Genomic DNA, 18,915 nt, shown 5'->3' with positions numbered 1-18,915 from the left:
CGATTCGACCGAGCCGCGACACGCACGGCAGCACAGCAGCGAAGCACGATGGGACCACCATGACGACGACGTCCGCCCGCACCACACCCTCGACACGGGCCTGGATCACCGCGGTGTTCGTCGTGTTCACCCTGTCCGGCCTCGACATCGCGACCTGGCTCGGCCGGATCCCGAGCGTCCGCGACTCCCTCGGAGCGAGCACCTTCGAGATGGGCCTGCTCGTGCTCGGCATGGCGGTCGGCTCGATCGGCGGCCTGACCTTCGCCGGGCACATCGTCGCGAAGCTCGGGGCTCGCCGGGGCGTCCAGGTGGCCGCAGCGTGCCTGGCCCTCGGGATGGTCTTCGCCGGGCTGGCGGTGAGCCTCGGGTGGGGCTTCGCCGCCATCTGGATCGCGCTCATCGCGTTCGGGTTCGGCAACGGCCTGTGCGACGTGTCGATGAACGTGTCCGGCGCCGCGGCGGAGAAGGCCGGCGGCCGCACGATCATGCCGCTGTTCCACGCCGCGTTCAGCCTCGGCACGCTCGCCGGTGCCGGCCTCGGAGCCCTCGCCGAGGCGCTCGAGGTCCCGGTCGCGTGGCACTTCATCGTCCTCGTCGTCGTCACGAGTGCCGCGATGCTCGTCGCCGTCACGCGCTTCCAGGACGAGCACCGCTTCGAGGAGCACGTCGCCACCGACACCAGCCCGGTGCCGACGCCGGTCAGCCGCTGGCAGGTCTGGGCCCAGCCGTCGACCCTGCTCATCGGCGTGATCGTGCTCGGCATGGCCCTGGCCGAGGGCTCGGCGAACGACTGGCTGCCACTGGCCATGATCGACGGGCACGGCCTCGACAACGCCGCGGGCGCCGCCGTCCTCACGGTGTTCCTCGCCGCCATGACCGTCGGCCGGGTGGCCGGCAGTCCGCTCATCGACCGGTTCGGGCGGGTGCCGATCCTCCGCATCAGCGCCGCCGTCGCGGTCGTCGGCCTCGGCATGCTCATCTTCATCGACAACGTGCCGCTCGCGATCGTCGGCGTCGTGCTCTGGGGTCTCGGGGCGAGCCTCGGCTTCCCGATGGGCATGTCCGCCGCGGCCGACGACCCCCGGACCGCCGCCGCCCGGGTCAGCGCCGTGGCGACGATCGGGTACGTGGCGTTCCTCGCGGGACCGCCGCTCATCGGGTTCCTCGGCGAGCACGTGGGGCTGCTCGGTGCGCTCCTGGTGGTCTTCGTGTTCATCATCGCGGCGGGACTCGCGTCGGGTGCCGCCCGTGAGCGCGGCGCCGCCGCCCGGCCGACCCGCCGGGGCGGCGACGTGGACGGCGGGGACGAGCCGCGCCTCCAGGCCCAGCGCGCCGACGCGGCCACGAGCGCCGACAGCACCACGGGCGGGCGCGACGCCGGTTAGGCTCTCCGGGTGCGTCTCGTCATCGCCCGCTGCTCCGTCGACTACGCGGGCCGGCTCTCAGCCCACCTGCCGCTCGCGACCCGTCTGCTCATGCTGAAGGCCGACGGTTCGCTGCTCGTCCACTCCGACGGCGGCAGCTACAAGCCGCTCAACTGGATGAGCCCGCCGTGCTCGATCGAGATCACCGAGCCGGACGAGGAGCAGTCGAGCGCCGGCATCACGCAGGTGTGGACGGTCACGCAGAAGAAGACGCAGGACAAGCTCATCGTCTCCCTGTACGAGGTCGTCTCCGACGAGACCCACGACCTCGGCGTCGACCCGGGCCTCGTGAAGGACGGCGTCGAGGCGCACCTGCAGCAGCTCCTCGCGGAGCAGATCGAGCTGCTCGGCGACGGCCACACGCTGGTCCGCCGCGAGTACATGACCGCCATCGGCCCGGTGGACATCCTCGCCCGCGACGAGGCCGGGGCGAGCGTCGCCGTCGAGATGAAGCGGAACGCCAACATCGACGCGGTCGAGCAGCTCACCCGGTACCTCGAGCTCATGAACCGCGATCCGCTGCTGCGGCCGGTGCAGGGTGTGCTCGCCGCGCAGACGGTGGCGCCGCAGGCACGCACCCTCGCCGAGGACCGCGGGATCCGCGTCCTCGTGCTCGACTACGACGCGATGCGCGGCATCGAGGGCGGCCACACCCGCCTCTTCTGAGCGGTCGGACTGGAGGCGCGGCTCGCGTCCGCCGGTGCCGTCGCGCCCGCCGGGCGGTCGCCGCCAGGGCCCCGGCTAGGCTGAGTGGGACATGACCAGCCCGTTCTCCGCCATCCTCTTCGACCTCGACGGCACCATCAGCGATTCCGCGCCGGGCATCCTCGAGAGCCTCACCCACACGTTCCGGAAGGTCGGGGTCCCCGTGCCGGACCACGCGACGCTGCTGTCGTTCGTGGGCCCGCCGATCATGGACACCTTCACGACGGCGATGGGCATGGACGCCGAACAGGCCGAGCACACGCTGTCCGTGTACCGCGAGCACTACTTCTCGCACGGTGCCCTCGACTCGGCGATGTTCCCCGGGATCGACGTCGTCCTGCGCACCCTGCACGACGCCGGGCTGCCGATCTCGACCGCGACGAGCAAGCCCGAGACCCCGGCGACGTACATCCTCGAGCACTACGGCCTCACCGGCGACATCGACATCATCACGGGCGCCAGCGACGACGAGGTCCGCTCGTCGAAGGCCGACGTGGTCGAGGAAGCCCTGCGCCGCCTCGACGCCCGCGGGTTCGACACGAGCCGTCCGGTGCTGATCGGGGACCGCCTGCACGACGTCCAGGGGGCGGCCGTGCACGGTGTCCCGACGATCTTCGCCGAGTGGGGCTACGGTTCCCCCGCCGAGGCCGAGGGCACCATCGCGCAGGCTGCGACCCCGCTCGACCTGCTCCCGATCCTGCTGCCGTCCTCGTGACGACCGGGGCGGGCGGCCGGACCGCGGCGGGACTGCGCGGTGCCGCCTGGCTGCTGCCGGCAGCCATCGTCCTCATCGCGCTGAACTTCCGCGGGCCGATCGTCGCGACGGCCCCGGTCATCGGCGACGTCCGCGTGGACCTCGGCCTGACCGCGACGGTCGCCGGGCTGCTGACGACGATCCCGGTCCTCTGCTTCGCGCTCGCGACGCCGTTCGCCAGCTGGGTCATCGCGAAGGCCGACCCCGAGCGCGCGGTGTCGCTCTCCCTCGTCATCGTGCTCGTCGGCACCGTCGTCCGCTCGATGCCCTCGTCCGCGGCGCTGCTCGTCGGCACCGCCGTGATCGGCATCGGCATCACGATCGGCAACGTCGTGATCCCCGTCGTGATCCGGCGGGACACCTCGCCCGAGCGGGTCGGCCTGGTCACCGGCGTCTACACGTCCGCGCTCAACGTCGGGTCGATGATCACCTCGCTCGGCACCGCGCCGATCGCCGCGAGCTGGGGCTGGCCGGTCGCGATCGCGGTCTGGGCGGTGTTCGCCGTGGTGGCCGGTCTCGCCTGGACCTACGCGGTCGGCGCCCGGGCCGCGTGGCGCCGTCCGACGGCGTCCGAGCCCGTCGTCGAGACGGGGCCGATCGACCAGGTGCTCGGCACGGGTGCGATCCGGACGGTCGACGGCGGTGCGGGGTCCGCGCAGGTGCGCCCCGCTCGTCGGCTCATCACCTGGGGGCTGACCCTCGCGTTCGGCGGCCAGGCGTTCTCGTACTACGCCCTCACCGCGTGGATCCCGACGCTGCTGCACGACGAGATCGGCTTCTCGAAGGCGTCGTCCGGGGCGAGCTCGTCGGTGTTCCAGATCCTCGCGGTCGTCGGGGCGCTCGGTGTCCCGGTGCTCGCGGCGAAGTGGCGTCCGCGCGCGATCATCGCCCTCGTCGCGTTCCTCTGGCTCGCGATGCCGCTCGGGCTGCTGTTCGCGCCGCAGCTCTGGCTGCTCTGGTCCGTCCTCGGCGGCGCGGCACAGGGCGGCGGCATCACGGTGATCTTCATCGTGATCGTCCGGATCGTGTCGAGCGACGCCGACGCGCGGCGGATGTCCGCGTTCGTGCAGGGTGGCGGGTACCTGCTCGGTTCCGCGGGGCCGCTCGTCGCCGGTTCGTTGCACGGGATCACCGGCGACTGGACGGCACCGTTGCTCGTCGTGCTCGTCGCCGTGCTGACCCTCGGGATCGTGGGGACGTTCGCGGCCCGACGGGTGGCCTGAGTCCACCGGGCCGCTGCCGTCCGGCACGCTGCTGCCTGAGACCCCGTTCCGGCTCGACCGGGGATCCGCTGGTGCGGCCCGGTCGCACCCGCACGTCGTCTCAGCGCCGCGCGTGACTTCGGGGCGAGCTGGCGGCACCGTCCCGGTCCACCGTCATCCCGGGCGGCCAGGGTCCGGAGGGTGGACACTCGACGACCCGCACGGTGGCGGGACCAGCCGCTCGCGGCACGCTGCGCCCTGCTCCTGATCGCGGCCGGCATGACCGTGCTGCTCGGGTGGAACCTGGCCCGTGGCGGTGACTCCGGGTTCTACGAGGCGTCCGCCCGGTCGATGTCCGAGTCGTGGCCGGCGCTCTTCTCCGGCGCGTTCGACCCCTCGGCGACGGTGACCCTCGACAAGCTCAGCGGGTTCGCCGTTCCTCAGGCGCTCAGCATCCGGCTGTTCGGCGACTCCACCGCCGCACTCGCGCTCCCCCAGGTCGTCGAGGGTCTGGTCACGCTGTGGGCCTGCTCGCTCGTCGGACTCCGGTGGGCCGGGGTCGGGACGGGGCTCGTCGCCGCGGGTGCAGCGGCGACGACGCCGATCTTCGTGTCGATGTTCGCCCACCCGATGGAGGACGGCATGGTCACGGCGGCCCTGGCGGTCGCCCTGCTCTGCTGGCAGCGGGCGGCGATCACGGGCCGGTGGTGGCCGCTCGTCGCCGCCGGGCTCGCGGTCGGCGTCGGGTTCCAGGCGAAGATGCTGCAGTCGTGGTTCGTGCTGCCCGCGCTGGTGCTCGGGACGCTCGTCGCCACGGCCGGCCGGGACCGCACCCGGCTCGGCACCGGCGCCCGGATCGGTCGCGCGGTGGTCCTCGGTGCGGTGTCGGTCGCGGCGTCGCTCGCGTGGGTGGTCGGGCTGGCCCTCACCCCGGCTAGCGCCCGACCCTGGATCGACGGCTCGACCGACGACAGCCCGTTCGCGATGGTGTTCGGCTACAACGGCATCGACCGGTTCCTGCCGGGAGCGGTGCCCGGCTCCGTCAGTACGACCGAGGGTCCCGCCGCCCGACCGGCACGCCTCGGCGGTCCGGGCGGTGTGACGAAGCTCATCGAGCCGCACCTGGCGTCGCAGGTGGCCTGGCTCCTGCCCGCAGCCCTGTTCGCGGTCACGCTCGCCGTCGTCCTGCTCCTCGTCCGCCGGTCCGGCACGCGGGTCGGCAGCGTCTTCGGTCGGGCGTTCGACACCCGTGCCGGTTCGGCCACACTGCTCGTGGTCACCGTCTGGCTCCTGACCGCGGCCGCCGTGCTCTCGGTGGCGAAGGTGCCGCACACCGCGTACGTCGCTGCGGTCGGTGTGCAGCTCGCCGTCCTCGCAGCCCTGGGGTGGCGCGGCGCCGTCGGCCTGGTGCGGGCGCAGTCGGCGTGGCTCCGGGTGGTGCCGGTGCTCCTGGCGACCGCGCAGCTCGCGTGGTGGGCGTTCCTGGCCCGAGGTGCCGCGATGCCGGAGGTGCTCGCGACGCCGGCCCTCGTCGTCGGGGTCGCGGCCGTGCTCGCGACGGTGGTCGCGTTCCTGTGGCGACCACGCTGGGAGGGGACGCGCGGGCCGGGCCGGCACCGCGCCTCCCGGGCCGCGATCGCCCTCGCAGCCGGACTCGCACTCGTCGCCGGCCCCGCGGCGTTCTCGCTGCAGGCGCTCGACGCCGCACGCGACGGGAGCGGGAGCGACGCCTCGGTCGGCTCGTGGGTCCCGCGCTGGCGGGTCCCGGACGGTCGGGCCGAGGCCTTCCGGGTCTCCCGGCCGGACTGGTGGGGTGGGTCCTCGGCGCCGTACCCGGTCGTGTTCCGGCACCTCGTCCGGACGGCGCGGCGCCTCGACGGGTACCGCGACAGCGTGCCGCTCTTCCTGACCGACACGTGGCGCATCTCGTCGCCGGTGATCGGCGCGACGGGGCTGCCGGTGCTGACCGACGGCGGGTTCTCGGGGACGGTGCCGGTGTTCACGGCGCGGCAGGTGCGGCAGCGGATCGCCGGCGGGCTCCGGGTGCTGGTGGTGCAGGCCGGGGCGCCCCGGACCGATCCGGTGCTGCGGGCGGCGCTGGCGGGAGGATGTCGGGCGGTCGCCGACGTCGACCCGGGGGCGCGGGTGCCGGCGCACCCGTGGGCGGTGACGGGCATCGGGTGGACGGTGTGGCGGTGCGGGCTGCCGGGCCGGTCGGTGGACCGGCTGGGCGGGTCGGGGGCGCCGCGGCCGCGGCTGGCGGCGCTGGCGCGCGCGGGGACGCGCTCGGCGGAGTCGCGGGCGAGGTCGAGGTCGAACCACGAATCCGACGTCGAACCGCGCCGATCACGTGGTTCGGTGTCGGGATCGTGGTTCGACACCCGAGCCGCCAGCGCGGGCAGCGTCAGCCAGCGAGCAGCACCTCGCGCAACGACATCGGCCGGCGCCCCGTGACCCGCTCGACGTCGCCCGACACCCGCGCGAGCGCCCCCTCGGCGATCGCCGTGTAGGTGCTCACCCACGCGTCCGCCTGCCACGGCTCCGGGTTCCACCGCGCGCGCGAGGCGTACGCCTCCTCGAGCGTCTCCGGGTGGTAGGTGACCTCGCGCCCACGGACCTCGGACACCGTGGCAGCCGCCTCGTGCAGGGTGATCGCCGCGGGCCCCGTCAGCTCGTACGTCCGATCGAGGTGCGCCGCCGGGTTCCGCAGGACCTCGGTCGCGACCCGGGCGACGTCGGCTCGCGCGACCGCTGCCATGGCCCCGTCGCCCGCCGGCCCCCGGATGACGCCGTCCTCGCCGACGAGGTCCTCGACGAAGTCCAGGTAGAAGGAGTCCCGGAGGAACGTGTGCGCCATCGAGGTCGCCCGGATCGCCTCTTCCGTCGCCCAGTGGTCGCGGCCGAGCGTGAAGGTCGCGTCCGCCGCCGCGCCCACGAACGACGTGTAGACCACGTGCCGGACGCCGGCCGTCGCGGCAGCGGAGACGAACGAGCGGTGCTGGGCGAGACGGTCCACCGCCTCGGCGCCGGAGACCATGAGCAGCAGGTCGACGCCCTCGAGCGCCGCGCGGCTCGCCTCGGCATCGCCGAACGACGCGACCGCGACCTCGGCTCCGGGGAGATCCGGCGCCCGGGAGGCGTCCCGCACGATCATCCGGAACGGCACACCGCCGTCCGCCAGGGCGCGCGCCACGGCGCCGCCGATCTTGCCGGTCGCGCCGGTGAGTGCGATGGTCATGGTCGCTCCTGTCGTGGTCGTCGCTGGGGTCTCGTGGTCACGTCCGGACGGTCCTGGAGGCGCGGATCACCGTGGGTGCGACCCGCACCGCGTTCACACCGTCGACCTCGACCGCCCAGGTGCGGGCCGCCTCGTGGTCGCGGCCGTGCCGCATGTGCCGGCCCACCAGACGATCGACGCGCACGGTGTCGTCCACGGCGCAGAACCACGTCTCGGTGAAGAGGTCGGCGAGCGCTGCCCAGGGATCGCTGTCGTCGAGCAGGTAGTTCCCCTCGGACACCACGAGCCGGGTGCGCTGCGGGACGGCGATGCTGCCCGCGACGGGTTCGTCGACGCGCCGGTCGAAGTCGGGTGCCCACACCACGGCCTCGTCGCCTGCGATCAGCCGACGGACGAGCGCGACGTAGCCGTCTCCGTCGAAGGTGTCGATCGCGCCCTTGCGGTCGTGGCGGCCGAGGGCGTCCAGCGCCGTGTTCGCCAGGTGGAAGCCGTCCATCGGGACCTGCACGGCGGTGCCGGCACCGAGCGCTGCGTCCACCCCCGCGACGATCCGGCGTGCGAGCGTCGACTTGCCGGCACCGGGAGCGCCGGCGATGCCGACCACGGTCCGCTGTCCGTCCGCGGCGAGCCGGATCGCGCGGTCGACCGCGTCGTCGACGGACATCTCGGGCGGGAGCACGGCTTCATCCTGGCAGAGCGCGCCGACACCGGTCCCGGGTGGTTCACTTGCCGCATGGTCGATGCGACGAAGGCGTTCAGCGGGTTCTCGGTGCGTGACGTGCCCGAGGCGAAGGCGTTCTACGAGGACGTCCTGGGGGTCGAGGTCACCGAGGACCACGGCATGCTCTTCCTGCAGCTCGGCGACGGGCACGGCGTGCTCGTCTACCCCAAGGGTCCCGCGCACGAGCCGGCGTCCTTCACGGTGCTGAACTTCCCGGTGCCGTCGGTCGACGACGCCGTGGACGAACTCGCGGCGAAGGGTGTGCCCTTCCTGCACTACGAGGGGATGACCGACGAGAAGGGCGTGAACCGCAAGGGCGGCCCACTCATCGCGTGGTTCACCGACCCCTCGGGCAACGTGCTGAGCGTCCTCGAGCAGTAGCGGGAGTCGCGCGACATTCTGTATGCAGAAAGCTCGCGCGCGCGTCCGAGGCCGTCCTACGCTCGCTCTCCCGACGAAGGAGAGACCGCAATGCTGATACGGATCGCCGATCACGACGAGCTGCGTGCTGAGCGCGCCGAGTTGTACCGCAAGTGGAACCTGGACGAACGTGAGTTCGCCCCCATCGAGGCGTGGCGAGACCTCGATGTCGACGAGTACTGCGCCCGCGAGACACTCGACAACATCTCGTTCCTGCTGGGCGACCGCAGTCGGCCACGGCCCTGCTGAAACGCACCGGCCCGCATCCGGGCGGGTCAGCGGGTCAGCGGGGCAGGACGCCGGCCCAGCTGAGGGCGATCGGCACGACGAGCCCGTGCCGACGGTGCGGCAGATCCGCGATCGGGATCCACGCGGCCTCGTCGGTCGACCCGTCCTCCTCGGAACGCAGCGCCCCACCGGTGATCGACGCCCGGAAGACCACCTGCACGGCCTTCATCGCCCGGCCGTTCGCGTGGATGCGGCGCTCGGCCGGCACGATGTGGTGCCGCACGCCGAGCAGCTCCCCGACGGACGCCTCGTACCCGGTCTCCTCCCGGATCTCGCGGACGACGGCCTGCTCGACGCTCTCGTCGAACTCGACCCCGCCGCCGGGGAGCGTCCACGTCCCCGCCTCGGGGATCCGGAGCTTGGCGAGGAGCACCCGGTCACCGTCGGTGATCACGCCGTAGGCGGCGAGCCGCGTGTCGTAGTCCGTGTACTCCATCAGCCGACCATGCCAGGTGCGTGCGCCGACGTCGGCGAGCCGCGCCGCGCCTCCAGGACCGACGCGCCGGGACCGGACTACCGTGCCCCGTACCGACGCTCTCCCGGACGGTGACGATGACGACCTCGACCCCGACGCCCCTCGGCGCGATCACCTGCCTGCCCGCGAACGAGGTGGCCTGGACGGACCTCGAACTGGTCTTCGGCGAGCGCGGCGATCCCGCGCACTGCTGGTGTCGGTGGTTCAAGGCCTCGGCGGCGGAGTTCCGGGCGATGCCGAACGACGAACGCCGCGAGCGCTTCCACCGGGAGACCGGCTGTGACGACCCCGCGGCACGCACGACGACCGGAGTGGTCGCCTACCGTGACGGCGAACCGGTGGGGTGGGTGGCGGTCGAACCCCGGCCCGGGCTGGTGCGGCTGCGCGGCGCGAAGGTGCCGTGGAGCGGGCGTGACGAGGACCCCGACGACCCGGCGGTCTGGGTGGTCTCGTGCTTCGTCGTCCGGCGGGGCTTCCGTCGGCAGGGCGTCAGCCGCGCGCTGCTCGGCGGGGCGGTGGACCACGCGCGTCGATCGGGTGCGACGGCGGTCGAGGGGTACCCGACGGAACCGGCTCCGGGTGCGACGGACGGCGGCGGCGCGATGTTCGTCGGGCCGCGTTCGGTGTTCGAGTCGGCGGGCTTCACCGAGGTGTCGCACCCGACGCCGCGTCGCTGGGTCTACCGGAAGGACTGCTGACGACCAGGCCCGTGTCCGCTCAGACGGTCGCGGCGGCAGACGCCCAGCCGACCCGCATCCGTGCGACCGCCCGGTCGAACCCGGCGAGGGGATCGGCGTCGTCGCGGAGGAGCGACTGCAGCTGCAGCCCTTCGTAGAGGGCGACGAGCTGCTCGGCGGCGTGCCGGGGCGAGGTGCCGCGCGGCTCCCGTCCGGCGACGACGTCCCGCACGAGGGCGAGCGTCACGTCCTCGAACGAGCGGGTGTACTGCCCGCGGAACCAGCCGGCCGCGGGGTGGTCGGGGCTCGAGGCGGCACTGAGCAACGCGACCCGGAGCCGGACCAGTGCGGGGTCGTCACGGCCGACCTCGAGTCGCGCGCGGAGGTACGCGACCGCGCCCGAGCGCTCGGCGACGACCCACAGCGCACGACGGCTGCCGTTGTTCCACCGGTCCATGACCGCGACGACGAGGAGCTCCCACAGCGGGTAGACGCGTCGGACCTCGGCTTCGGGGACCTCGGCGTGGGCGGCGACCTCGGCGGGACCGACGGTGTGGAAGTCCGACGCGCGGTACGCCTCGATGGCGCCCGTGACGATGCGGGCGCGCAGGTCGGCGTCGGACTCGGGCATGCCGTCGATTCTCCGGGGGACCCGGCGGCCCCGCGAGTCGCCAGTTCAGGGGTGGTACGAGGCTCACCGCGCCAGCCCCGCCGGAGGGGCAGGTACCCGGCGCCCCGTCAGCCCCGGTCGAACGTCAGCGTCTCGTCGTCCGCCGCGGTGACCCGACCGGTCCGCGCGAACTCCGCCCAGATCGCCCGGAAGGCCCGCCCGCGCCGCTCGACCTCGGGCCAGTCCCGCTGCGGCACGAAGCGCGAGCCGGCCCAGGCCTCGCGACCGCCGAGCAGCAGCGGCAGGTCGCTCATGTGCACGGCCCCGGTCGGCTGCACGGTCGCGCCGCGGTGCAGCCGGTACGAGGTCGCCCGACCACCGGCGGCCCGGTGCCGCGCCGCGAACCGACGGACGTCCCGCCCGTAGATGACCTCGGACAGCGGGCGCACGAGCAGCCAGCGCAGCAGCGGTCGCACGGCTCGCACCCGGGCGAGTGATCGCAGCCCGGGGATCAGCGGCACGTACATCGCGGTCTCGTCCGCACCGGAGCCGATCAGGACGTCGACGTCCGGAGCCGCGTCGCGCCAGGCCTGCCCGGTGTCACGCTCGGCGGGGAGCGGCGCGAACCCGTACTGGGTGCCGTAGGGCATGCCTCCGGGCAACCCGAAGGGCGCGGCGGCGCGGCTGCCGAGGGCCTGGCGATCGAGCACCTCGTCGAGCGGGGTGTCCGGGAGCACGGCCCCGACGGCCCGGACCATCGCCCGGTTCATCCGCGCCCGACCCCGCGACAGCCCGAGCGGTGCACTCTGGACGATCACCCGCCGGAAGAGGCCGGCTGCTCCGTCGCTGATCATGAGGTGGGCCGCGGCGTCGCCGCCGGCGGACTGCCCAGCCACGGTGACGAGGTCCGGGTCGCCGCCGAAGGCCGCGATGTTCGCCTGCACCCAGCGCAGCGCCTCGACGAGGTCGAGCAGCCCGAGGTTCGCCGGGACGGTCTCCCCGTCGCCGAGGAACCCGAGCACACCGAGCCGGAACGTCACCGAGACGAACACGACCCGCTGCTCCGTGACGAGGTCGCGCGCGTCGTAGATCGGCAGGTCACCGCCGCCGATGACGTAGGAGCCGCCGTGGATCCAGACGATGACGGGCAGCCGCTCGTCCGGCCGGGCGTCGGCGGGCACCGTGATCGACAGCCGCTGGCAGTGCTCGTCGACGACGAGTCCCTCCACCGGGTGGAGCAGCTGGTCGACGAAGGTCGCCTGCGACTGCGGCGCCACGGGCGACGGGGTGGTCGCCGGGAACGGCTCGGCGAACGCGGGGACCGGCTCCGGGACGGCGAAGCGCTCGGCACGGGCGTAGGGGATGCCGAGGGCCCGGACGACACTCCCGTCCGCGACGCCGGTGATGCGTCCGGCAGGTGGGTCCCAGGTCAGCGAGGCGGCGTCGAGCATCCGTCCACGCTAGCCAGCGTGACCAGTGGACGGCCTGGAGGGACGGTGCGGGCCCGCACCGCGCCTCCCGTCCCGCAGTCCCTCCGTCAGTCGCGGCGCACGACGGGCCGCAACGAGCCGGACGCGGCGAACGCCGCGACGAACAGCACCGCCACCAGCCAGAGCGCGCTCAGCGCGCCGACGTGCTCCGCGATCGCACCGATCACGGGCGGCCCCGCGAAGTTCGCGAAGTACCCGATCGAGGCGACGACGCTGACACGGGCCGCCGGGTTCGGGCCGCTCTGCGCCGCCGCCGACATCCCGAGCGGGAAGCCCATCGAGACGCCGACAGCCCAGAGCACGACGCCCACGAGGGTGAGCCACCAGCTCCCGCCGACGATGAAGAGCACGGCGCCGACGATGCCGAGCGCGGTCGTCCACCGCACGGTCCGCACTCGACCGAGCCGGTCCACGACGGGTCCGGCGAAGACACGGGTGGCCGCCTCGGAGACGGCGAACACCGTGAAGAACAGCGCACCGACGGCCGCGGTCTGCCCGTGCCCGTCGGTGGTGGCGAGGGCGAGCCAGTTGTTCGCCGAGCCCTCACCGAGTTCGACGCCGAGCATGACCACCCCGATGAGGAGCAGTCGGACGTCCGCCCACCCTCGTGCCCACTGCCGGAGTCGCTGCCGGGGTGTGAGCGTCGTGTCGTGTTCCTCGGCACGGGTGCCGTCCGGGATGCCCCGCATCGCGAGCACACCGACCACGAGGATGACGACGGCCTCACCGAGGAGCTGCGCCGACGGGGTGATGCCGAGCCACGCGCAGAGGGCGGCGATCCCGGCGCCGAGGGCCGCGCCTCCCGACCAGGCCGCGTGCATCAGCGGGAGCAGCGTGCGCCCCGCGAGCGCCTCGATCGCCGTGCCCTCGACGTTCGCCATCACGTCCAGCGAGCCGATGCCCGCGCCGGCGACCACGAACCCGACCGCTGCCAGCGGGACGGAGTGGAGCGCGGCTGCCGTCCCGATGACGGCGATCGCGACCGGGACCAGCACGACCACCGCGGTGAGCGCCCGGCGCCCGCCGAGTCGGCGCAGCAGCGGGGCCGCGCTGAGCAGGCCGCCGATGGACCCGATCGTGACGCCGCCGAGCATGAGTCCGATGGTCCCGACGTCCACACCGAGCTCGAGCCGGAGCTCGGGCAGCCGCGGACCCCACGCAGCGAGGCTCACCCCACCGATCGCGAATGCGATGACGATGGCGTTCCGCCACCCGGCGAGCTGTCTGCGGTCCTCGTCGACCCCGAGCTGGTGCATCCGGCTATCGAACCCGCTTGATGGGGATCACCACAAGGGCGCCGAGGAGTGCGACGACACCCGCGGCCCAGCACATGAGGACGTAGTTGTCGGCGTGCGAGCTGCCGATCGACAGGAAGAAGAGCGAGATCGCCGGCGCGAGTGACTGGGGCAGCGCGTTCGCGATGTTGATGACGCCGAGGTCCTTGCCGGGACGGTCGGCGTTCGGGAGCACGTCGACGACGAGTGCGGTGTCGATCGCGGAGTAGATCCCGTAGGCGAAGCCCATGATGACCTCGGCGACGTAGAAGCCGTTCACGGTCTCGGCGTGCGCGAGGACGACGAGGCCCACCGCGAAGAGGGCCGTCGAGCCGCCGACGAACACCTTGCGGCGACCCAGCTTGTCGGACGCCCACCCCGAGAGCGCCGCGCTGACCAGGAGCGCGATCGTGTAGAGCAGCACGCCGAACGCGACGGCCTCGGTGGCCTGCTTCGCGTCCTCGATGCCGATGTGCTCCTGCATGTAGAGCAGCCGGTACGTCGTGAACATGAACGTCGCGAGGATGATCAGGAAGCGCGACCACCACGCGAACGCGAAGTCCGGGTTCTTGATCGGGTTCGTCCAGAACGACGAGATGAGGTTGAGGAACGTGAACTTCTTGAGCGTGTACGTCGGCAGCTCGTCCCGGGCGACGACCGCGTAGACGGCGACCAGGATGATCGCCAGGATGCCGGGCGCGATGAACAGCACGGGCAGGTTCGCGACGAAGAACACCGACAGGTAGGTGCCGGCGAGCACGGCGAGGTTCTGCGCGAGCGCGATGATGCTCGACGACCGGCCGCGCTGGAGCTGCGGGACGTTGTCGGCGAAGCTCGCCAGCAGGGTGGCGAGGGTCGCGTTGGCGGCGAGCTGGGCGAGCAGCCACGCGAGCGTCAGGTTGAGCACGTCGGGTGCGTAGGCGATCCAGGCGAGTGCGATCGCGAAGACGACGACGCCGCTCATGAGCCACGGACGACGCCGGCCCCAGCGGGTGCGGGTGCGGTCGGACAGCGCGCCGGCCAGGGGGTTCATGATGAGCGCGCCGAACGCACCGATCGGCAGGACGGAGCCGATGACGTTCGCGGCGTCGTCCCCGACGAGGGCCTGCGCCTTGAGCTGCATGCTCACGTAGACCGGTGCCATGAGCGCGACGAAGAGGCCGAACTGTCCGAGGAACAGCGCGATCTGGTAGCCGATGCCCACCCGCATCGTGCTGACCGGCTGCGTGATGCCCTCTTCGGGGTTCAGCAGTGCCGGGCTGCCGGGTTCGGGTGTGCTCATGACGCCTCCTTGAGTCGATGCTTCGCCGTCCAAAACCGTCTTGCGCACGGTTTTGACTGGCTGAGCATACATCGACAGGTGTCGTTCATGCAGCGGCGTGCGTCACGGAGCGCAGCAAAAACTACACACCGGGTGGTTTTTGGGGTAGCGTCGTCATCGATCTCGCCGTGGAGCATCGCTCCTCGACGGACTGCGACACCCGGTGCTGCGACACCCGGTGCCGCGACACCCAGTCAGGACCGAAGGAGCCTCACGCAATGCCCACCACCTCTGTGCAGCTGTACTCGCTGCGCGACGCCATCGCGGAAGACCTCGACAAGGCGATCGCCCGTGTCGCCGAGATCGGGTACGAGAACGTCGAGCCCTACGCGTTCGTCGAGCGTGCCGCGGACCTCGAGCGCGCCTTCGCCGCCACCGGCCTCACGGCCCCGTCCGGCCACGTCGCCGTGATCGACGCCGAGGACACCGCCCCGATCTGGGACGCGGCCGAGCGCCTCGGCATCCAGACCGTCATCGACCCGTTCATCCCGACCGACCGCTGGCAGACCGCCGACGACGTCGCGAAGATCGCCGAGCGCGTCAACGTCCTCACCGCCGAGGCAGCCTCGCGCGGCCTCAAGTTCGGCTACCACAACCACCAGTGGGAGTTCACGAACAAGGTCGACGGCCGCACGGTCTACGACCACTTCGTCTCGCAGATCAGCCCGGAGACGGTGCTCGAGCTCGACACCTTCTGGGCGACCGTCGGTGGCGCGGACGCCCCCGCCGTCCTGAAGTCGCTCGGCGACCGCGTCGTCGCGATCCACGTCAAGGACGGCAAGGTCGACGGCGACATCCTCACCGCGCTGCCCTCGTCCGAGAGCGCGCTCGTGGTCCCCGAGGCGCTGCAGCGTGCCTTCGAGAACCAGACCCCCGCCGGTCAGGGCGACGTCGACGTCCCTGCCATCCTCGCCGCGGCGCCGCAGGCCATCCGCGTCGTCGAGTTCGACGCGTACTCCGGCGACGTCTTCGAGGGCATCACCGAGTCCCTCGCCTGGCTGAAGGACAACGACAAGTGACCCGTGTCGGGATCGGCATCATCGGTGCCGGCAACATCTCCACGCAGTACCTGGAGAACCTGACCAAGTTCGCCGACGTCGAGGTCCGGTTCGTCGCCGACGTGCTGCTCGACCGCGCAGCGGCCCAGGCAGCGGAGTACGGGGTCGGCGCGTCCGGCTCGGTCGAGGAGCTCCTCGCCCGCGACGACATCAGCATCGTGATCAACCTGACGATCCCGGCGGCCCACGCCGAGGTCGACCAGCAGATCATCGACGCCGGCAAGCACGTGTGGAGCGAGAAGCCGATCGCGACCGACCACGAGTCGGCCGCCGCGGTGCTCGCCTCCGCTGCGTCGAAGGGACTCCGGGTCGCGACCGCGCCGGACACCGTGCTCGGCGCGGGCATCCAGACGGCGCTCCGTGCCATCGCCCGCGGTGACATCGGCGAGCCGCTGACCGCGACGACGCTGTTCCACGTGCCCGGACCCGAGGCGTGGCACCCGAACCCGGACTTCCTGTTCGCCGAGGGCGCCGGTCCCCTGTTCGACATGGGCCCGTACTACGTGACGACCCTCGTGCACGCGTTCGGCACCGCCAGCCGCGTGCAGGCCGTGTCCTCGAAGTCGCTCGACCGTCGCACGATCGCGTCCGGCCCCCGCGCCGGCGAGACGTTCCCGGTCGAGGTCCCCACGCACCACGCCGCGCTGATCGAGTTCGCCGGCGGGCAGTCCGCCCAGTCGACGTTCTCGTTCCAGCACGCGCTGCCGCGCATGGGCTTCGTCGAGATCAACGGCACGCTCGGCACGATCTCGCTGCCGGACCCGAACACGTTCGAGGGCTCGTCGCAGCTCTGGCGCTACGGCCAGGAGGAGCCCGAGACCCTCGAGGCGATCGGCTCCACCTGGGGTCGTGGCACCGGGGTCGTCGAGCTCGCCCGCGCCATCGCCGAGGACCGTCCCGAGCGTGCCTCGGGTGCGGTCGCGCTGCACGTCCTCGACGTGCTGCTCGGCATCCGCGACGCTGCGGCGTCGGGTTCCGCCGTCGACATCACGTCGACGGTGGACCGTGTCCCGCCGCTGCCGGAGGACTTCGATCCGTCGGCTGCGGTGCTCACCGCGTAGGTTCCCGCTCCGCAGGACGGCCGGCTCCGACAGGGGCCGGCCGTTCTGCGTGTTGGGGGCCAGGAGGCGCGGCGCGGCTCCGGTGCGTCGGCTACGGCCGTGCGGTCGCGAGCCGCTCGTGGAACGTCGGACCGGTAACCGGCAGAACTCGGCCTCCGGCAGTCTGTATCGACGACTCACACGAGGTCCAAGAGGTCTAAGCGCGCGCCACCACAGGAATGCGCGTCGCGAGCAAAGTACTCGGCCTCGTGTCGATCGTGTTCGGCTTCACGTTCGTGCTCCCCCTGATCGATTTCATCCACGGCATCGTAGGACTCCGCTGGAAACCCCTCTGAATCAATTTATCGCCAACTGAAAGATGAAAGCTGTCGCCGAAAGTGCAATGACTAGGCCGAGAACAACCCAAGTGCCCGGAGTGACTGGCTTTTGCGGTTTACCCTCGACGCGATCTCGTGCAGCATTTCCCCATCGAGTTGCACGAAATGCAATCAGAGCAGCAACTATCACCAAAACGATGATCCCAAGGACAGCGGTCATCGAACAGCCTTTGCGATTTTGCCAACAGTGAGGAGGAAGTCTCCATAAGCCACACCATTTCCCGCTCCTACTGAAACGGTGTCACTAATATATTGAGTGCCTACGTTGATCGCACAACCCACGGCCACCTCGCCAAGTGCTGTGGCAGGCGTGTAAGAAGTTCCCAATGCAAGGCCGATCCCAAAGCTGGTCGTCGCTCCCAACGCACATTGGCTCGCATAGGTCCCAAATGACGACAAGTTGCCCGTCGCATCGTGCCCGTTGATTGAATCCGCCCCCGCGTAGGCGTACCTATTGGCGTCGGTTGGGCTCAGTGGTGCGTCGAGGGTGTCGCGTTGAAGCCAGCCGCCGGTGACGCTCGACTGCCATCGGTAACCGAACTTCGTGAGCCCGTTGTCGGTGCTGGACGAGCGGACCCCGGTCTTGAATCCGTACGGGTTCTGCAGCCATTGCGCACTCGTGCCGCCCGTGGCCACAGATTCGCCACCCTAGGGGTCGTAGCTGACCGTGTACGCGGTGCCGCCGGTGTCCGCGATCGCTGCGGCAGGGTTCCCGATCCCGTCGATGACCCACATGCTCGTCACACCATCGGTGGTCTGCAAGTCCATCGGCTGCCCGGTCGTCGGGTCGCTGATCACCGACGCAGTCCCCGTGCCGGCGACGGTGCGGCTGGTGATCACTGGGACGCCGTTCTGGTCGGAGGTGCCATACGTGTAGTCGTACTCCGCTCCCCCGTCCGTGGACTGCTTGAGGAGCTTGTTCATGTCGGCGCCGGCGTACTCGTATCGGGTAGTGACACCGTTCTTCGTCGACGCGGTCAGCTGCTGCGCGTCGTTGTACGTGAACGTCTCCTCCGGTGCTGCAGTGAGGTTCCCGACCCCGTCGTACGCGTACCCGGTCGAGGTGATCTGCCCGACCGCGTTGTACGTCAACGTCTGCGAGCTCGTGGTGTCACCGGTCTGCTTCGCGGTGAGCCGGTTCCCCGCCGCGTCGTACGTGTACGCCCACGTCGTGTTCGTCGCACCGCCAGCCTGCGCTGCCTTGGTGAGGCGGCTGTTCGAGTCGTACGTGTACGACGTCGTCTGCCCGGTGGTGTTGTCCTTGGCCCACTGGATCTTGTCGGTGTCGTTCGCGCTCTTCACCGCGGAGCAATCGCCACCGACGGCGATGCCGGTGATGTAGCAGTACGAATCGTCGACGACGGCCGTCGCCTTGTCGCTGCCCTGCCACGCCTGGACGCGGGTGATCTTGTTCGACGCACCGTAGGTGATGTGCTGGTGGGCCTGCCACGACGTCGGATCCTTGGTCGGGTCCGCATTGGCGGTCGCGTTCAACCACACGTCGGTGCGGCGGCCGAGGTCGTCGTTGGTGTACAGCTGCTTCGCCGCGCCGCCGTCGCCGGTCGGGTACGTCGTCGCGGTGAGCACGTTCGCGGCGTCGTAGTCGTGCGTGACGGTGCCGTGCTGATCGGTCACCGCGTGCGTGTTTCCGGCGAGGTCGTAGGCGTACTCGATGGTTCCGCCGCCGGCGGTGTTGACCGTGGAGATGAGCCGGTTGCGCTGGTCGAACGTGTTCGTGATCGTGCCGGTCGCGGACTGCTGCGTGAGCTGGTTGCCGTTGCCGTCGTACGTGTTCGTCACCGTCAGACCACCATCACACC

The 18,915-nt window shown here is 71.6% G+C and carries 19 protein-coding genes; 10 read left to right on the top strand and 9 right to left on the bottom strand.

The features are described from left to right. The first annotated feature begins 59 nt into the window (after nucleotides 1-59). The 5 genes from BM028_RS07945 (at nucleotide 60) to BM028_RS07925 (ending at nucleotide 6,539) form a co-directional block, all read left to right on the top strand. On the top strand, nucleotides 60-1,385 hold the full coding sequence (locus BM028_RS07945; RefSeq protein WP_254789454.1) for an MFS transporter: 1,326 nt from the start codon (nucleotides 60-62) through the stop codon (nucleotides 1,383-1,385). Between the two features lie 9 nt (nucleotides 1,386-1,394). Continuing rightward, a complete protein-coding gene (nucS, locus tag BM028_RS07940; protein ID WP_092385715.1) occupies nucleotides 1,395-2,090 on the top strand; it encodes an endonuclease NucS in 696 nt (231 codons plus the stop codon). A 91-nt stretch (nucleotides 2,091-2,181) separates the two neighbouring features. After that, nucleotides 2,182-2,844: an HAD hydrolase-like protein gene (locus BM028_RS07935; RefSeq protein WP_070417382.1), complete on the top strand. Its 663-nt coding sequence runs from the start codon at nucleotides 2,182-2,184 to the stop codon at nucleotides 2,842-2,844. Continuing rightward, the gene (locus BM028_RS07930) at nucleotides 2,841-4,106 is read left to right on the top strand and encodes an MFS transporter (protein WP_092385713.1); all 1,266 of its coding nucleotides are present in this window, start codon (nucleotides 2,841-2,843) and stop codon (nucleotides 4,104-4,106) included. The genes BM028_RS07935 and BM028_RS07930 overlap by 4 nt, the downstream gene beginning before the upstream one ends. A gap of 180 nt (nucleotides 4,107-4,286) precedes the next feature. After that, nucleotides 4,287-6,539 (top strand): ArnT family glycosyltransferase, encoded by a 2,253-nt coding sequence (locus tag BM028_RS07925; protein ID WP_092385711.1) that lies wholly within the window; start codon nucleotides 4,287-4,289, stop codon nucleotides 6,537-6,539. On the opposite strand, the gene BM028_RS07920 is transcribed toward BM028_RS07925, so the two are convergent. Both BM028_RS07920 and BM028_RS07915 read right to left on the bottom strand, forming a co-directional pair. Beyond that, nucleotides 6,490-7,323 carry an SDR family oxidoreductase gene (locus BM028_RS07920; RefSeq protein ID WP_092385709.1) on the bottom strand — a complete coding sequence of 278 codons (834 nt, stop codon included), beginning with the start codon at nucleotides 7,321-7,323 and terminating at the stop codon, nucleotides 6,490-6,492. The two genes, BM028_RS07925 and BM028_RS07920, sit on opposite strands and share 50 nt — an antisense overlap. Nucleotides 7,324-7,360: 37 nt before the next feature. After that, nucleotides 7,361-7,987: a nucleoside/nucleotide kinase family protein gene (locus tag BM028_RS07915; RefSeq protein WP_092385845.1), complete on the bottom strand. Its 627-nt coding sequence runs from the start codon at nucleotides 7,985-7,987 to the stop codon at nucleotides 7,361-7,363. A gap of 69 nt (nucleotides 7,988-8,056) precedes the next feature. On the opposite strand from BM028_RS07915, the gene BM028_RS07910 reads away from it, so the two are divergent. Together BM028_RS07910 and BM028_RS07905 are read left to right on the top strand one after the other, a co-directional pair. Next, the gene (locus BM028_RS07910) at nucleotides 8,057-8,425 is read left to right on the top strand and encodes a VOC family protein (protein ID WP_071294305.1); all 369 of its coding nucleotides are present in this window, start codon (nucleotides 8,057-8,059) and stop codon (nucleotides 8,423-8,425) included. 90 nt (nucleotides 8,426-8,515) lie between these two features. Further along, a complete protein-coding gene (locus tag BM028_RS07905; RefSeq protein WP_092385707.1) occupies nucleotides 8,516-8,713 on the top strand; it encodes a hypothetical protein in 198 nt (65 codons plus the stop codon). A 34-nt stretch (nucleotides 8,714-8,747) separates the two neighbouring features. Here BM028_RS07905 and BM028_RS07900 read toward each other — a convergent pair whose 3' ends face one another. After that, nucleotides 8,748-9,188, bottom strand: coding sequence for an NUDIX hydrolase (locus BM028_RS07900; protein WP_092385705.1), 441 nt, complete (start codon nucleotides 9,186-9,188; stop codon nucleotides 8,748-8,750). Between the two features lie 116 nt (nucleotides 9,189-9,304). Here BM028_RS07900 and BM028_RS07895 point away from each other — a divergent pair, with 116 nt between their 5' ends. Further along, the gene (locus BM028_RS07895) at nucleotides 9,305-9,925 is read left to right on the top strand and encodes a GNAT family N-acetyltransferase (protein ID WP_092385843.1); all 621 of its coding nucleotides are present in this window, start codon (nucleotides 9,305-9,307) and stop codon (nucleotides 9,923-9,925) included. Between the two features lie 19 nt (nucleotides 9,926-9,944). Here the strand turns inward: BM028_RS07895 and BM028_RS07890 are convergent, their stop codons facing one another. From BM028_RS07890 to BM028_RS07875, 4 genes are all read right to left on the bottom strand, one after another. Beyond that, nucleotides 9,945-10,535: a TetR/AcrR family transcriptional regulator gene (locus BM028_RS07890; protein WP_070417389.1), complete on the bottom strand. Its 591-nt coding sequence runs from the start codon at nucleotides 10,533-10,535 to the stop codon at nucleotides 9,945-9,947. 107 nt (nucleotides 10,536-10,642) lie between these two features. Beyond that, nucleotides 10,643-11,965 carry a carboxylesterase family protein gene (locus BM028_RS07885; protein WP_092385703.1) on the bottom strand — a complete coding sequence of 441 codons (1,323 nt, stop codon included), beginning with the start codon at nucleotides 11,963-11,965 and terminating at the stop codon, nucleotides 10,643-10,645. 86 nt (nucleotides 11,966-12,051) lie between these two features. Continuing rightward, a complete protein-coding gene (locus BM028_RS07880) occupies nucleotides 12,052-13,260 on the bottom strand; it encodes an MFS transporter (protein WP_092385701.1) in 1,209 nt (402 codons plus the stop codon). Nucleotides 13,261-13,264: 4 nt separating this feature from the next. Then, on the bottom strand, nucleotides 13,265-14,560 hold the full coding sequence (locus tag BM028_RS07875; protein ID WP_071294300.1) for an MFS transporter: 1,296 nt from the start codon (nucleotides 14,558-14,560) through the stop codon (nucleotides 13,265-13,267). A 257-nt stretch (nucleotides 14,561-14,817) separates the two neighbouring features. Here BM028_RS07875 and BM028_RS07870 point away from each other — a divergent pair, with 257 nt between their 5' ends. Next, nucleotides 14,818-15,618 carry a sugar phosphate isomerase/epimerase family protein gene (locus tag BM028_RS07870; protein ID WP_175475662.1) on the top strand — a complete coding sequence of 267 codons (801 nt, stop codon included), beginning with the start codon at nucleotides 14,818-14,820 and terminating at the stop codon, nucleotides 15,616-15,618. Beyond that, nucleotides 15,615-16,718 (top strand): Gfo/Idh/MocA family protein, encoded by a 1,104-nt coding sequence (locus BM028_RS07865; RefSeq protein ID WP_071302235.1) that lies wholly within the window; start codon nucleotides 15,615-15,617, stop codon nucleotides 16,716-16,718. Before BM028_RS07870 ends, BM028_RS07865 begins: the two co-directional genes overlap by 4 nt. 533 nt (nucleotides 16,719-17,251) lie before the next feature. Here the strand turns inward: BM028_RS07865 and BM028_RS18205 are convergent. Continuing rightward, a complete protein-coding gene (locus tag BM028_RS18205) occupies nucleotides 17,252-17,731 on the bottom strand; it encodes an RHS repeat-associated core domain-containing protein (RefSeq protein ID WP_139219777.1) in 480 nt (159 codons plus the stop codon). 12 nt (nucleotides 17,732-17,743) lie between these two features. Continuing rightward, nucleotides 17,744-18,895 carry an RHS repeat protein gene (locus BM028_RS07860; protein ID WP_092385699.1) on the bottom strand — a complete coding sequence of 384 codons (1,152 nt, stop codon included), beginning with the start codon at nucleotides 18,893-18,895 and terminating at the stop codon, nucleotides 17,744-17,746. Between the last annotated feature and the right edge of the window lie 20 nt (nucleotides 18,896-18,915).

This window comes from Curtobacterium sp. YR515, assembly GCF_900113095.1.
GTDB lineage: Bacteria > Actinomycetota > Actinomycetes > Actinomycetales > Microbacteriaceae > Curtobacterium.
The sequence above is the reverse complement of the archived record's forward strand: the minus strand, read 5'-3'. Positions and strand labels throughout refer to the sequence as shown.

Excerpts from the sequence above, each read along its gene's own strand:
- BM028_RS07945 (WP_254789454.1), top strand. The coding sequence starts at position 60 with ATGACGACGACGTCCGCCCGCACCACACCCTCGACACGGGCCTGGATC.
- BM028_RS07885 (WP_092385703.1), bottom strand. The coding sequence starts at position 11,965 with ATGCTCGACGCCGCCTCGCTGACCTGGGACCCACCTGCCGGACGCATC.
- BM028_RS07880 (WP_092385701.1), bottom strand. The coding sequence starts at position 13,260 with ATGCACCAGCTCGGGGTCGACGAGGACCGCAGACAGCTCGCCGGGTGG.
- BM028_RS07915 (WP_092385845.1), bottom strand. The coding sequence starts at position 7,987 with ATGTCCGTCGACGACGCGGTCGACCGCGCGATCCGGCTCGCCGCGGAC.
- BM028_RS07890 (WP_070417389.1), bottom strand. The coding sequence starts at position 10,535 with ATGCCCGAGTCCGACGCCGACCTGCGCGCCCGCATCGTCACGGGCGCC.
- BM028_RS07935 (WP_070417382.1), top strand. The coding sequence starts at position 2,182 with ATGACCAGCCCGTTCTCCGCCATCCTCTTCGACCTCGACGGCACCATC.
- BM028_RS07875 (WP_071294300.1), bottom strand. The coding sequence starts at position 14,560 with ATGAGCACACCCGAACCCGGCAGCCCGGCACTGCTGAACCCCGAAGAG.
- BM028_RS07905 (WP_092385707.1), top strand. The coding sequence starts at position 8,516 with ATGCTGATACGGATCGCCGATCACGACGAGCTGCGTGCTGAGCGCGCC.
- BM028_RS07900 (WP_092385705.1), bottom strand. The coding sequence starts at position 9,188 with ATGGAGTACACGGACTACGACACGCGGCTCGCCGCCTACGGCGTGATC.
- BM028_RS07895 (WP_092385843.1), top strand. The coding sequence starts at position 9,305 with ATGACGACCTCGACCCCGACGCCCCTCGGCGCGATCACCTGCCTGCCC.
- BM028_RS07870 (WP_175475662.1), top strand. The coding sequence starts at position 14,818 with ATGCCCACCACCTCTGTGCAGCTGTACTCGCTGCGCGACGCCATCGCG.
- BM028_RS07910 (WP_071294305.1), top strand. The coding sequence starts at position 8,057 with ATGGTCGATGCGACGAAGGCGTTCAGCGGGTTCTCGGTGCGTGACGTG.
- BM028_RS07920 (WP_092385709.1), bottom strand. The coding sequence starts at position 7,323 with ATGACCATCGCACTCACCGGCGCGACCGGCAAGATCGGCGGCGCCGTG.